14 protein-coding genes are annotated in these 13,513 nt (G+C 73.2%); 10 read left to right on the forward strand and 4 right to left on the reverse strand.

Going from position 1 to position 13,513, the window contains the following annotated elements; genetic code table 11:
• Positions 1 to 22: 22 nt before the first annotated feature.
• Positions 23 to 433, forward strand: coding sequence for a DUF6069 family protein (locus ACGF4F_RS19990; RefSeq protein ID WP_357438977.1), 411 nt, complete (start codon positions 23 to 25; stop codon positions 431 to 433).
• A 64-nt stretch (positions 434 to 497) separates the two neighbouring features.
• Here the strand turns inward: ACGF4F_RS19990 and ACGF4F_RS19995 are convergent, their stop codons facing one another.
• Positions 498 to 1,346, reverse strand: a complete 849-nt coding sequence (locus ACGF4F_RS19995; RefSeq protein ID WP_357438974.1) for an SAM-dependent methyltransferase — start codon at positions 1,344 to 1,346, stop codon at positions 498 to 500.
• A gap of 146 nt (positions 1,347 to 1,492) precedes the next feature.
• On the opposite strand from ACGF4F_RS19995, the gene ACGF4F_RS20000 reads away from it, so the two are divergent.
• Positions 1,493 to 2,581, forward strand: a complete 1,089-nt coding sequence (locus tag ACGF4F_RS20000) for a PIN domain-containing protein (protein ID WP_357438971.1) — start codon at positions 1,493 to 1,495, stop codon at positions 2,579 to 2,581.
• Positions 2,582 to 2,629: 48 nt separating this feature from the next.
• Here the strand turns inward: ACGF4F_RS20000 and ACGF4F_RS20005 are convergent, their stop codons facing one another.
• Complete coding sequence (locus ACGF4F_RS20005; protein ID WP_357438969.1) at positions 2,630 to 3,844, reverse strand: hypothetical protein; 1,215 nt, start codon at positions 3,842 to 3,844, stop codon at positions 2,630 to 2,632.
• Positions 3,845 to 4,247: 403 nt separating this feature from the next.
• On the opposite strand from ACGF4F_RS20005, the gene ACGF4F_RS20010 reads away from it, so the two are divergent.
• The gene (locus ACGF4F_RS20010; RefSeq protein ID WP_393079065.1) at positions 4,248 to 4,814 is read left to right on the forward strand and encodes a sigma-70 family RNA polymerase sigma factor; all 567 of its coding nucleotides are present in this window, start codon (positions 4,248 to 4,250) and stop codon (positions 4,812 to 4,814) included.
• Between the two features lie 100 nt (positions 4,815 to 4,914).
• On the opposite strand, the gene ACGF4F_RS20015 is transcribed toward ACGF4F_RS20010, so the two are convergent.
• Positions 4,915 to 5,655, reverse strand: coding sequence for a zf-HC2 domain-containing protein (locus ACGF4F_RS20015; protein WP_357439280.1), 741 nt, complete (start codon positions 5,653 to 5,655; stop codon positions 4,915 to 4,917).
• 199 nt (positions 5,656 to 5,854) lie between these two features.
• Here ACGF4F_RS20015 and ACGF4F_RS20020 point away from each other — a divergent pair, with 199 nt between their 5' ends.
• The 5 genes from ACGF4F_RS20020 to ACGF4F_RS20040 all read left to right on the forward strand — a co-directional run bounded on the left by ACGF4F_RS20020 (position 5,855) and on the right by ACGF4F_RS20040 (position 10,960).
• Positions 5,855 to 6,991 carry a CoA transferase gene (locus tag ACGF4F_RS20020; protein WP_357438965.1) on the forward strand — a complete coding sequence of 379 codons (1,137 nt, stop codon included), beginning with the start codon at positions 5,855 to 5,857 and terminating at the stop codon, positions 6,989 to 6,991.
• 151 nt (positions 6,992 to 7,142) lie between these two features.
• Entirely contained in the window at positions 7,143 to 8,366 is a 1,224-nt protein-coding gene (locus ACGF4F_RS20025; protein ID WP_357438962.1) for an LCP family protein, read from the forward strand.
• 317 nt (positions 8,367 to 8,683) lie between these two features.
• Positions 8,684 to 9,019: a helix-turn-helix transcriptional regulator gene (locus ACGF4F_RS20030; RefSeq protein WP_073835152.1), complete on the forward strand. Its 336-nt coding sequence runs from the start codon at positions 8,684 to 8,686 to the stop codon at positions 9,017 to 9,019.
• Positions 9,016 to 9,498, forward strand: coding sequence for an SRPBCC family protein (locus tag ACGF4F_RS20035; RefSeq protein ID WP_357438959.1), 483 nt, complete (start codon positions 9,016 to 9,018; stop codon positions 9,496 to 9,498). The genes ACGF4F_RS20030 and ACGF4F_RS20035 overlap by 4 nt, the downstream gene beginning before the upstream one ends.
• A 46-nt stretch (positions 9,499 to 9,544) precedes the next feature.
• Complete coding sequence (locus ACGF4F_RS20040; RefSeq protein ID WP_393079070.1) at positions 9,545 to 10,960, forward strand: alpha/beta hydrolase family protein; 1,416 nt, start codon at positions 9,545 to 9,547, stop codon at positions 10,958 to 10,960.
• A gap of 111 nt (positions 10,961 to 11,071) precedes the next feature.
• Here ACGF4F_RS20040 and ACGF4F_RS20045 read toward each other — a convergent pair whose 3' ends face one another.
• Positions 11,072 to 11,707, reverse strand: a complete 636-nt coding sequence (locus ACGF4F_RS20045; protein WP_357438954.1) for a TetR/AcrR family transcriptional regulator — start codon at positions 11,705 to 11,707, stop codon at positions 11,072 to 11,074.
• Between the two features lie 76 nt (positions 11,708 to 11,783).
• Between ACGF4F_RS20045 and ACGF4F_RS20050 the strand changes: the two genes are divergently transcribed.
• Entirely contained in the window at positions 11,784 to 12,335 is a 552-nt protein-coding gene (locus tag ACGF4F_RS20050; RefSeq protein WP_357438951.1) for a GNAT family N-acetyltransferase, read from the forward strand.
• Between the two features lie 391 nt (positions 12,336 to 12,726).
• Positions 12,727 to 13,476: an SDR family NAD(P)-dependent oxidoreductase gene (locus ACGF4F_RS20055; RefSeq protein ID WP_357438949.1), complete on the forward strand. Its 750-nt coding sequence runs from the start codon at positions 12,727 to 12,729 to the stop codon at positions 13,474 to 13,476.
• Positions 13,477 to 13,513 lie beyond the last annotated feature (37 nt).

The following is a 13,513-nucleotide window of genomic DNA, read 5'->3' on the forward strand; positions in this document are numbered from 1 at the left end:
TCAGTCCACGAAGGAGCCAGCAATGACCGCCACCTCCGTGTCCTCGAGAACCACTCGGCTGCGCGCCGGCGCCCTCGCCGTCGGCGGGTCCCTCGTCGCCGCCGCACTGGTCTGGGCCGTCGCCCAGCTCATCGACGTCGAGTTGCACATCGATCCCCGCAACGGTCAACCGCCCGGCGTCCTCGGCCTGCCGATCATCACGGTCTTCACACTCGTGGCGGCGTTGCTCGGTTGGGCCACCCGTTCGGTGCTGGACCGGTTGACCCGCCATGCGGCCGCTGTCTGGACAGCGCTCGCCGTCGTCGTGTTCCTGGCGTCGTTCCTGCCGCTGTTCGCCGTCGGGGCGAGCGGCGCGACCAAGGTCGTCCTCGGGCTGATGCACGTCGCGGTCGCCGCGGTGCTGATTCCGATCTTCAGCCGCCGGACGTCCTGAAACCACCGACCCGGCGGGTCTTCACCGGGCGCCCGGTCGCGCCCGGGTAGGGGCCCACGCCGGCTCAGGGCTTGCGGGCCACCGCCGCGTACATGGAGGCCTGGGCGACCGCGGTGCGCAGCTCCGCCGGATCGTCCGGCTGCCACTCGGTGACCGGGGTGATGCCCGGCGGTACGAGTTCGAGGCCGGCGAAGAACGAGGCGAACTGGTCCCGGCTCCGGAACGCCATGTCGATCATGCTGGTCGTGGTGACCGGTGCCGCGGTGGCGGCGACGTCCCGCGGCACCAGGTCGGTGGTGGCGTGCGAGACCACCAGATAGCTGCCCGAGGGCAGCGCGTCGACCAGCCGCCGGGTGATCGCGTACGGGTCGTCGGCGTCGGTGAGGAAGTGCAGGACGGCCACCAGCATCAGCGCCAGCGGCCGGTCGAAGTCGAGGGTGGCGCGCACGTCGGGGTGGCCCAGGATCCGCTCCGGGTCGCGCAGGTCGGCGTCCACGTACGCGGTGGCGCCCTCGGGCGCGCTGGTCAGCAGGGCGCGCGCGTGCGTGAGCACGATTGGGTCGTTGTCCACGTAGACCACCCGCGACTCCGGGGCGGCGCCCTGGGCGATCTCGTGCAGGTTCGGGCTGGTCGGGATCCCCGTGCCGATGTCGAGAAACTGCCGGATGCCGGCGGTGTTGGCCAGGTAGCGGGTGGCCCGCTGCATGAACCGCCGGTTCTCGATGACCGTGGTCCGGATCGCCGGGTAGGCGGCCGCGACGGCGTCACCGGACTGCCGGTCCGCCGCGAAGTTGTCCTTGCCGCCCAGCCAGTAGTCGTAGCGGCGGGCGGGATGAGGCACCGACGGGTCGATCCGGGTCGACGCTGCGGACTCCTCCGAAGCGGGGTGGCCTCCCGACCTGACGTCCGCCATGGCGACCTCCTGCGCTCCTCGGGCATGCATGGGCGATCGTAGCGGCCGGACACGCGCCTCGAGGGCCCCGATGCGGCCGCGCACCGACCCGAACGGCTTCGCCGTGCCGCCCGGGGCAGCCTCCCACCGCGCGTACGCTGGCCGGTGTGGATCAGGAAGACCGCATCGCGCTGTTCCTCGACTACGAGAACCTGGCGCTGGGCGTACGCGACCATCACCGCGGCCGGATGTTCGACTTCCGGCCCATCGCCGACGCCCTCGCCGAACGGGGCCGGGTGGTGGTGCGCCGGGCGTACGCCGACTGGTCGTACTTCGACGAGGACCGCCGGATGCTCACCCGCTCCCACGTCGAACTCATCGAGATACCCCAGCGGATGGGCGCCTCGCGGAAGAACGCCGCCGACATCAAGATGGCCGTCGACGCGGTGGAGCTCGCCTTCGAACGCGACTACATCTCCACGTTCGTGATCTGCACCGGGGACAGCGACTTCACACCGCTCGTGCACAAGCTGCGCGAGCTCAACAAGCGGGTCATCGGGGTCGGGGTGGAGAAGTCCACGTCGGCGCTGCTACCACCCGCGTGCGACGAGTTCCTCTACTACGAGCGCCTCGAAGGGGTCGACCTTCCCCCGCCCGCCGAGCGGCGTGGCCGACCCGGGCGGACGCCCGGCCCGGAGGCGCGGCCGCCGGTGGAGCCGCAGCCCGAGCCGCAGCCCGAGCCGCAGCCGGCGGAGGAACCCGTGCGCGACGTCGACCGGCTCGCGGTCCTCGTGGCCCAGACCGTGGCGGGGCTCCAGGGCAGCTCCAGCGGCGAGGTGACCGCCTCCGGGCTGAAGCGGACCCTGCTGCGTAAGGATCCGACGTTCAGCGAGTCCGACTACGGCTTCCGCACCTTCGGCGAACTCCTGCGTTACCTGGCCGAGCACAACGTGATCGAGCTGTCCGAGGGGCCCGCCAAGGGCGATCCCGAGGTGGCGCTGCCCGAGCGTGGCGACCGCGAGGCGGCGTTCGCGCTGCTGCGCTCGGTCGTCGCGGACCTGGCCGGCGCCGACGGGGCGGTGGCCCTGTCCGGCCTGAAGAACCAGCTCCGCCGGGCCCGGCCGGACTTCAGCGAGAAGAAGCTCGGCTACCGCAGCTTCCTGCAGTTCGGCAAGGCGGCGGCCACCAGCGGGGTCGTCGAGCTGCGGTGGAGCCCGGAGGCGGACGACTACCTGCTCACCCCGCCGAGTTCCTGACCTCGCGACCCGGGCGCTCGCTGAGCGACATGACGCCGTGCCGGTCGCTCAGTCGCCGGTCGGTGGGCACAGCAGCGAGTCCACCACCGGCAGCCGGAGGGGATCCAGGCAGACCCGCACCACCGGCGGGTCGGCGGACGGCGCCGCGCTGCTCGGGGCGGGCGCCGGGGCGGCGCTCGACGGCGGCGCCGTGGCCGGGGGCCCGGCCGGTGGTGCGGCCGGTGGTGCGGTGGTGGCCGGCGCCGGTCGCGCGGCCGGCGGGGTTCCGCTGACCGGGGTGGCGGGCGGCTTCGACCGGGGCCCCACGGTGGCCTGCGGGGCGGGACGGCTCGCCGCTGGCGCCGCGTCGGTCGCCAGTGCCACGGACACGGCCGCCGGCGAGGGCACCGGACGACCCCCGGGCGCCCCCTGCCGGGCGGACGGACTCGGGAAGATGTCACCGATGCCCTCGGGTTGGTCGCCGGTGCCGGCGCTCACACCCGGCGCCGCCCGGTACGGCAGGTCGGTCGTCCCCGGGGTCGCCGTGCCGTTGGTCAGCGCTGCGAACGCCACCGCGACGACGACAGCGGCGGCGGCCGCCATCCGCTCCGGCGGCAGCAGGGCCGTGGGCGCGTTCTGGGGCGCCACCGGTGGCGGGGGCAGCGGGCGCGCGGCGCGGTGGGCGGCCAGCAGGGCGTCGATCTGCGGGGCCACGGCGGCCCGCTGCCCGGTGGCGGCGGCGAAGGCGAGGGTGAGGTAGAAGCGGAAGTTCACCGCTGCGGCGGTGGGCACCTGCAGGCCGGCCGGCCGGCGCCCGTCCACGGCGTGCAGGAGGGTGACCGGGGCCTCCGGATGGTGGCCGGGGCCCAGCAGGTCGCGGTACGTCCACTCGCGCCGGCCGGTACGCCCGCCGAAGGCGACCCGGCGGTCGGTCACGACCGCCATCCCGGCGTCCACCACGCGCAACCCCTTCGGCAGCACGGGGCCGGACGGCTGCCCGGCGGTCGCCCCGACCGGGGTTGCCCCGACCGCCAGGGCGGGCGCCGGCAGTCCGGCGATGTGCCGCGCCTCCGCCTCGACCAGCTCCGCGTTCGGCAGCACGCGGTAGAGGACCTCGTCGTCGTCGAGTTCCACCGGCAGGCCGGTACGGGGCTGGGTGCATCCGAGGAAGCCGGCGGCCTCGATGCCCAGCCGCACCAACTGCTCCTCGCGTCGGCGCCAGGCCTCGACCTCGGCGTCGTACGCGCGCCGCCGCCGGTCGTTCTCGCGTTGCGCCCACGCCACCTGCCGGCGGGACTGTTTCGCGGCGGACCTGGGGGCGATGACTGACCGTTGCGCCGTCACACCTCGTACAACGGCTTCCGCAGGTGACGGACACGAGGCGGGGAGTAACCGGTCCCATTCTTCCAGGAAGGGGCTGATTTGGACGAGTGCGGCGTGCTGCGCGTCGGGCCGGTCGCGGTCACGATCGGCCCGTGAGTGGGGCCGGGGGCCGGGCCGTGACCAAGAAGCGGCGCCGTCCCGGGAACTTCTCGCCGCCGCGGAGCGACCAATACAGGGCGCGCGACCCGGCCGGGTCCGTGACCGGTCGGCCGTGCGGTCGGAGGAGGATGGCAGGTATGAACCGAGTGAGGCCAGCTCCCGTACCGTCGATCAGGATGACGGCGGACCGGCCGGCCGGCCACGGATGAGCGCCGACGCCGACGACGCGCAGGTCACCCGGTGGGCGCACCAGGCCGGCCGGGGTGACCAGCAGGCCGCCGCCGCGTTCGTCCGGGCCCTGCAGGTCCCGGTGTGGCGGTTCCTCGCGCACCTGGCCGGCCCGGCCGAGGCCGACGACCTGACCCAGGAGACGTTCCTGCGCGCGCTGCGCAGCCTGCCCGGTTTCGCCGGCCGGTCCTCGGCCCGGACCTGGCTGTTCACCATCGCCCGCCGGGTCGCCGTGGACCACGTACGGGCCGCTGCGACCCGCCCGCGGGTGTCCGCGCTGACCGACTGGGAGCGGGCCGCCGAGGCGGCCGAGGCGGTCACCTCCGGCGGCGACGACGCCGTGACCCTGCGGCGGCTCATCGCCGCCCTGACGCCCGAGCGGCGGGAGGCGTTCGTCGCCACCCAGCTGGTCGGCCTGTCCTACGCCGAGGCCGCCCAGGTGTGCGGCTGCCCGGTCGGCACCATCCGGTCCCGGGTCGCCCGGGCCCGCGAGGACCTGGTCGCCGCCTGGCGGGGTGACGCCCAGGGCAGCCGCGTGGTCTGAGCGGCCGAGGTCTGCCGGCCGGGCTCGCGCCACCGCCGGGCCCAGGCGCGGCGTCGTCGCGCCCCGGTCCACCGGCACGTGGGCCGTCCGCCGCGGCCGGTCAGGCGGCGCGGCGGTTGTCGCGGGCCTGCGCCGAGTACGGCGGCAGCAGCCGCAGCGGCGCCACCTCCGGCTGTTCCTCCAGCCGCAGCGACCACCGCGAGCCCGACGACCGGCCCTGCCGCGGCGGCGTGCCGCCCGAGCGCCACCGGGACCGGGACAGCAGCATCATGACCACCCAGCCGACGAGCAGGAACCCGTGGCTGATCAGCCGCTGCACCGCCACCTGCCCGGTGATCAGATCGTTCACCGACAGCAGCACCAGCGTGGCGACGAAGGCGCTGAGCATCGGCAGCAGCCCGGCCGGCGCGGACCGGCGCAGCGCCACATAGAGGAATCCGGCGCCCACCGCCACGTTCCACGCCGCCGACTCGTGCCACAGGTGCTGGCCGGAGACGTGCACGTGGCCGACGACGGCGTCCTGGCCGACCTGCGCCATCCCGAGCACCAGCTGCACCGCCCCCAGCAGCCCGAGCAGGCCCCGCAGCCCGAGCGTCACGCGCTCCCGCCAGCCGGACCGGGCCGGCGCCGGGGGAGCGGCCGCGAGCACCGCGTCGACCAGGTCGGGGACCTGCGGCACCACGTGGGTACGCGCGCGCCGGGTCACCGCCACCGCCGCCTCGAACCACCCCCGGCAGCCGGCACAGGACTCCAGGTGCCCCTCGGCCGCTGCGGTCTCGGCCGCCGACGCCTCACCGTCCAGCTGCGCCGACAGGATCTCCCGCCACTGCTCACACGCCATGTACAGATAGTCGTCGGCGGTGCCCACCTGGTTCCCGACCCCCCGGCGACCGCGTTGACCCGCCCGCCGACGGCCAGCAGCCCGACGGCTCGGGCCCCGTCGGCCGGTCCGGGCCGGGCTCACTCGTCGATCATGTGCCATCGTTGTCCTCCTGGTGCGCTGCCCCGACCCGGGGCGGGACGGAGGAGGGGCGGACGCGATGGGGGAGGAGCGGGCCGGACCGCTGCGTGGCGTGCTTGTCGCGGACTTCTCGCGGATCCTCGCCGGGCCGTACGCGACCATGCTCCTCGCCGACCTCGGCGCCGACGTGGTCAAGGTCGAGGGACCCGGCGGTGACGACACCCGGACCTGGATGCCGCCGGTCCGCGAGGGCGTCTCCACCTACTACCTCGGCGTCAACCGCAACAAGCGCGCCATCACCCTCGACCTTACCGACGCCGAGGACCTGGTGCTCGCCCGGCGACTGGCCCACCGCGCCGACGTCATGATCCAGAACTTCCGGCCCGGCGCGCTGTGCCGCTTCGGCCTCGACTACGACAGCGTCGCGGCCGCCAACGACCGGATCGTCTACGCCTCGATCAGCGGCTTCGGCGCGGGAGCCGGCGCCGACCTGCCCGGGTACGACCTGATGGTGCAGGCGGCGTCCGGGCTGATGAGCCTCACCGGAGAGCCGGACGGTCCGCCCTGCAAGGCCGGGGTGGCGGTGTTCGACGTGATCGCCGGCCTGCACGCGGCCGTCGGGATCCTCGCCGCCCTGCACCACCGGGAGCAGGCCGGGACCGGGCAGCACGTCGAGGTGAACCTGCTCTCCTCCGCGCTGTCCGGCCTGGTCAACCACGCCAGCGCCCAGGTCGCCGCCGGCGTCGTGCCGTCCCGGATGGGAAACGCCCACCCGAGCATCTTCCCGTACGAGCCGCTGCCGACCGCCGACGGCGAACTCGTCGTGATCGCCGGCAACGACGGCCAGTTCCGGACCCTGTGCCAGGTCCTCGGCCTGCCCGACCTGCCCGACGACCCCCGCTTCCGGCGCAACCAGGACCGCACCGCCCACCGTGCCGTGCTGCGCCCCCTGCTGGTCGCGCGGCTGCTCCAGCGGAGCAGCGACGAGTGGTTCCGGGACCTACGCGCGGCGGGCGTGCCGTGCACGCCGATCAACACGGTCGACGGCGGCGTCGCGCTGGCGCGGCAACTCGGGCTCGACCCGGTGGTCACCGTCGACGGCGTACCCGGCGTCCGCCATCCGATCGGCTTCTCCGCGACCCCGCCGCGCTACCACCTCCCGCCGCCCGGGCCGGGCGAGCACGACGCCGAGATCCGCGCCTGGCTGGCCGGGTGACCGGTCGGCCACGCCGTACTACCCCGGTGCCGGCCCGCCGGGCCGCCAGTCTCGTGGACTTCCCAGGCGATTCACAGCCGGGTGGGGTGACGCTGCGTTCATCGGGCGCCTACATTTGGTCCGGTTTGGCCCCCGTCCGGAGGAGGCACTCGTGCCGCACGCCGCCGCGCGTTCCGACAACCGCACACCCGTGGAGCCGGTCCCGCCCGCGGGTCCGGCCCGTCGGCGTTGGCCGCGCTGGGCCCGCTGGTGCGTGGCGGTCGGCGCGACCCTGATGACGCTCAGCGGCGTGGCGCTGGGCGGCAGCCTGTTCCTCCTGCACACCGCGACCAGCAAGATCACCCAGCAGAACCTGCTCGGCGCCGCCGCGGCACCGCGCCAGCACCAGAACATCACCGGAGCGAAGAACATCCTGCTCGTGGGCGTCGACGCCCGCCCGAACCAGGATCCCAGCCAGCTCACCCGCGCCGACTCGATCATCCTGATGCACATCCCGGCCGATCACAGCCAGGCATACATGGTCTCGCTGCCGCGCGACTCACTGGTGACCATCCCGGCCTATGACAACGGCGCGACGTCGTACGCCGGCGGGCAGAACAAGATCAACGCGGCCTTCGCGTTCGGCGGTCGGGGACTCACCGGCGCGCCCGCGCTGTCGCACGGCTTCGAGCTGCTCGCGCTGACCGTGCGTGACGTCACCGGCATCACCCCGGACGCCGGCGCCATCATCGATTTCCAGGGGTTCAAGGACATCGTCCAGACGCTCGGCCAGGTCTGCATGTACGTCGACGAGACCACCACCTCGATCCACCTGGGGAAGGACGACGCGACCGGGAAGACGGCGGCGCCGTACAAGATCAATCCGGACGGCACGGTCAACCACCGCATCCCCGGGGTCACCCCGAACGTCTACACCAAGGGAAACCACTGCCTGAACCCGTCCCAGGCGCTCGACTTCGTCCGGCAGCGGGACCTGCTGGCCAACCACGACTTCGACTACGGCCGGCAGCGCCACCAGCAGCAGTTCGTCAAGGCGGTGCTGCAGCAGGTCATCACCAAGGGCCTGAACTCACCGACCAAGCTGCCCGGCCTGCTGTCGGCGGTCGGCAAGGCCATGACCGTCGACGACGGTGGCATCCCGCTGGAGGACTGGGCCTTCGCCATGCGGAGTGTCCGCCCCGACGCGATCACCACGATCAAGACCAACAACGGCACCTTCAACAGCCGTACCGTCCCGGGGGTCGGCAGCGCCGAGATCCTCAGCCCGACCAGCATGCAACTGCTGCACGCGTTCCGGGACGACACCGTTGCGGCGTTCGTCCAGGCCCACCCGACCTGGGTGGCCGACTCCGGGCAGCCGGCGTCCGCCCACTGAGCGTCTCCGGGTGGCGGCGCCGGACCGGCCTTACCCCGCGGCGGGGCCGGCGGCCAGCACGGACGCCAAGGGCGCACGCAGCCGCTCGGCGGGATACGGGGTGGCCCGGCCCGTGCCGAACAGATCCCAGTAGAAGTCGTTCACGATCGCGGCGACCGGGGCGTACCGGGTGATGATCGCGCCGCGGCGGCCGGCGCGTCAGCCGGCGCACCGCCGGACGTACTCGTCGCGTTCGGCCGGCCCGCCGCGCGTCGGCGGCAATCGTCGCAAATGGCGGGCGTTGACATGTGACCATTCGGTCACCTATTCTGATTCCCGTGAACGACGAGGACCTGGTGTTCAAGGCACTCGCCGATCCGACCCGACGAGCCCTGCTCGACTCCCTCTTCGTGCGCGACGGCCAGACGCTGACGCAGTTGGAGTCCGAGCTGGAGATGACCCGCTTCGGGGTCATGAAGCATCTGCGCCTGCTGGAGGACGCCGGCCTCGTGGTCACCAGGCGGCAGGGCCGGGAGAAGCTGCACTTCCTCAACCCGGTGCCGATCCGGCTGATCCACGACCGGTGGATCGACAAGTACACGGAAGGCCACACCAGGGCGCTGCTGGACCTCAAGGCCGAGCTCGAACGCGACGAACCGGAGGACAGGACATGACCACCACGACGACGACCGGGACCACCAAGGTCTACCGGGTGTACATCAAGGCCACGCCGCAGGCCGTCTGGGACGCCATCACCAAGCCCGAGTGGACCCGGCGGTACGGCTACCAGGGCATCGCCGACTACGACCTGCGGCCCGGCGGCCGCTACCGTGCCTTCGCCATCAAGGAGCACCAGCAGGCCGGCATGCCCGAGGTGCCGGTCGAGGGTGAGGTGATCGAGGTGGACCCGCCGGTCCGGCTGGTGCAGACCTGGCGGCCCACCTGGCTCGACGAGCCGGCCACCCGGTTGACGTACGAGATCGCCGAGCGGCACGACGGGGTCACGTGCCTCACCGTGATCCACGAACTCGCCGGCGCGCCGCAGACCATGGCGCAGGTCAACGGCGACGTCGAGGGTGCCGGCGGTGGCTGGGCGGAGGTCCTCAGCGACCTGAAGTCCCTGCTGGAGACCGGCGCCCCGCTCTACGCCTGAGCCAGGACGAGGGGAGTGGAGCAGGCCCATGCGTGCGATGACCCGCGTGACGAGACGACTGACCTTGACCGCCGCCCTGGTGGCCGCGGTGGGCGTGGCCGCGCCCCCGGCGGTCGCCACCGCGGCGGCCACCACGGAACCCGGCCGGCGCACCATCACCGGCACCATCGACGGCGCCGACTTCCGGATCGAACTGCCGCACCGCTGGAACGGCACCCTGCTGCTGTACAGCCACGGGTACCTTCCGGAGGGCTTCCCGTCCTTCGGCATCGGCCTGACCAATCGGCCGCCGGACCGGTCCGAGACCGAGGCCTGGCTGCTCGACCACGGCTACGCCATGGCCGCCTCCCAGTTCGCGGACGGCGGCTTCGGCTACGCGGTGGAGCGCGGGTTGCGCGACCAGATCGCGTTGCTGGACTGGTTCGAGGACCACGTCGGGGTGCCCCGGCGCACGATCGCCACCGGGCAGTCGATGGGCGGGGGGATCGCCGTCCAGCTCGCCGAGCGCCACCCGCGGCGGTTCGCCGGCGTGGCGACGATGTGCGGCGCGTACGACACCCAGGCCCTCTTCAACACCGGGCTGGACGTGCTCTTCGCGGTCCGTACCCTGCTCGCGCCCGGCCAGGACATCGACCTGGTACGCCCCAACGACCCGGCGGCCGACGCGCAGGCCCTCACCGACGCCATCCAGCAGGCGCTCGGCACCGAGCAGGGCCGGGCCAGGATCGCGCTGGCCGCCGCGCTGAACAACGTCACCGGCTGGTACTCGGCGCACGAGCCACGCCCCACCGACCCCGTCGAGCGGACCCGCAACCAGGCCGAGTGGCTGCAGTACGCGTACAGCCTCGGCTTCGGCCCGCCGGGACGGCTGGACCTCGAGCGCCGGGCCGGGGGCAACCCGTCCTCGAACGTCGGGGTGGACTACCGCCAGCAACTCGTCCGGTCGGCACAGCACCCTCAGGTGCGGCATGCCTACCGGGCGGCGGGGCTCGACCTGCGGGCCGACCTGGACCGGCTCGCCGGCGCCCCGCGGATCGCCGCCGACCCGGCCGCGGTCGACTACCTGCTCCGCGTCGGCATCCCGTCCGGGCGGACCCCGGTGCCGGTGGTCACCATGCACACGACGGGCGACGGTGGCGCGCCGCCCCACCAGGAACGCTGGTACGCCGACCAGGTCCGGCGCGCCGGCGACCCCGGCAAGCTGCGGCAGCTCTACGTCGACCGGGGTGGGCACTGCTCGTTCAGCGCAGCCGAGGAGATCACCATGCTGCGCACCCTCTTCACCCGGATCGAGACCGGCCGCTGGCCGGACACCGGCCCGCGGACGACGAACGAGACGGCGAGGGCTCTCGGTGAGCAATACCAGCTGGTGCTGGACCTCGGACGGACCTTCACCGACGCATCCATGCCACCGGCGTTCACCACGTTCGTCCCGCCCCGCGCCATGCGGCCGACGCGGTAGCCGCGGAAGCCCACTGGGGACTCCGCCGGTGGAATCAGTCGGCAATCCCGTATGCCGGGCGGCGAGCAGCCGCCCGGCGTGGCCGGGTACCGAGAACCCCTCGGTCTGGCTTCATGTCTTGTTCTGCGAGTATCGGGAGCCGCCGTGCTCGCCAGATCCCCGCGGATGAGGCAACAGGGCGAGATGGTGTCGGACGGCGGCCGTGACCCGGTGCCGGTCACCGGTGGCGAGGAGGTCGAGCAGAGCGCCGCGGAGCACCGCCAGGGCCAGGGTGCGGCGGACGGCGCCCGCCTCGCTGTTCCGCTCGGGCGGTGGTTGGCAGGCGGCCAGGACGGCGAGCCAGTCGTGCACGGTCGCGCGGGCGAACCCGGCCCACGCGCCGTCGGGCTCGACGAGGGAGCGGGCGTACGCCTCGACCCAGAGCCGCAGCAGCCGCCGATGCTCCTCGGCAGCGAGCCACGCCCAGACCTGCTCGACCGCCGGGACCAGCCCGATGGGCGCGCCATGGCTGGCCTGTCCGAGGCGGTCCAGGATCGCGAGCTCGTCGGTGCGGGCCCGCGCGAGCAGCGCCCGCACCAGGCCGTCCTTGTTGCCGAAGAGGAACATCAGCACCCGGGGGCTTGAGCCGATGGCCGCGGCGAGCGGACGCAGTGACAGGTCGGCCAGGCCGTGCTCGAGCACGTACCGGTAGGCGGCCTCCAACAGCTCGATCTGCCGGGGGGACGGCGTTGTCGGGTCCTGCGACATGGGGGTAGCGTACCCGCTACTGAAACAGTTGTGTCAGTGGCGGGAGCCGTTGGCCAGGGAGCCGGGAGGGTGGCCCATGTCGCAGCAGGACCGTCAGCCGCGAGTCGTGGTGCGCCGGGCGGACCGCCCCGGCGACCTGGGCTGGGTGGTGATGGCCCACGGCGAGGTGTACGACCAGCAGTTCGGCTGGGACACCGACTTCGAGGCGCTGGTGGCCAGGATCGTCGCCGACTACGCCACGGACCACGACCCGAGCCGGGAGGCGGCCTGGATCGCCGAGGTCGACGGCGCACGCGTGGGATGTGTCTTCTGTGTCGCCGACGGCGAGCCCGGGGTGGCCAAGCTGCGGATCCTGCTGGTCACCCAGGCCGCGCGTGGCCTCGGCGTCGGCACCCGCCTGGTCGAGACGTGCGTCGCCTTCGCTCGCGCGGCCGGCTACCGGCAGGTCACGTTGTGGACCAACGACGTGCTGGTGTCCGCACGCAGAATCTATGCGGCCGTCGGCTTCGTCCTCACCGGTGAGGAGCGGCACCACAGCTTCGGCCACGACCTCGTCGGCCAGAACTGGACGCTCGACCTGCGGCAGCGGCCAGCCGTCAGCGCCGCGGGTGCGGGTGACCGGCCATGAGCACGCATCTGCCGCCGCGGCTCGTGGCGAGGTGACCTGCCGCTCTCGGCACCAACTGGGCTCCCGGACGAGGGCCGCAAAGTACCGAAACCCTTTCCGTCTGGCATTCATATCTGTGTTCTGGGAACATCGGGACAAGCCGGACGACACCGAGCCGCGCTAGCCGACAGTTCGAGCTGAAGACCGACGGTCCTGTCTGGACGACGCGGTCGCGGAGCGACACCTCACTGCACAGACCGAGGCCGACACGCGCCTGACCACGCAGATCATCGAGCGGACCGCAGCCGACGGTCCGGCGCGTCGGCCACCCGGTGCTGAAGGTTCCCGTTCCCGGTCGGACAGTCGCGGGAACAGCTCGGTCGGTCGCCCCAGCGCGAGAAGAGGGAGAGCCATGATCGGTCAACTCGCCGGCAAGAATGTCATCGTCACCGGAGGCGCCCGCGGCATCGGTCGGGGCATCACCCTCGGACTGGCCGCCGCCGGGGCGAACGTGGTCGCCTGCTACCGGACCGAGGGTGAGCACGTCGAGGCGCTCGCCCACCAACTCAAGGAGACGCCGGGCAGCCACCGGCTGATCCGGGCCGACGTGACCGACGTCGAGGACGTCGAGCGGCTCGTCGACGAGGCCGGGAGCGGCCACCGTACGCTGCACGGTCTGGTGCACAACGCGGGGGTGATCAGCCCGGTGCGGTTCGCCGAGCTGACGCCCCAGGAGTGGCACCGGGTGGTGGACACCACGCTCACCGCGGCGTACCTCCTCGTCAACAAGGCACTGCCGCTGATGACCGCGGGCACGTCGGTGGTGGCCATCGGGTCCCGGGCGGCCACGGTCGGAATCCCGCTGCGGGCGCACTACACCGCGGCGAAGGCCGGCCTCGTCGGGCTGATGCGTTCGCTGGCCAAGGAACTGAGCCCGCAGGGCATCCGGGTCAACGTGGTGGCTCCGGGCACCATCGAGACCGAGGAAGCGGCACGGGACTCCTCGGCGGAGCGGCAGGCGTACGTCGAACGCCACCGCCAGATCATCGCGTTGCGGCGCTACGGGCGGCCGGAGGAGGTCGCCGACGCGGTCGCCTTCCTGCTGAGCGACCAGTCCTCCTACATCACCGGGGAGACGCTGCACGTCGACGGTGGCATCTGACCCGCCCGGCGGGGCGCTGACCGCCCGGCGGGTGCTC

Origin of the sequence: Micromonospora sp. NPDC047740 (assembly GCF_043204735.1) — a bacterium.
In the GTDB taxonomy this organism is placed as follows: Bacteria; Actinomycetota; Actinomycetes; order Mycobacteriales; family Micromonosporaceae; genus Micromonospora.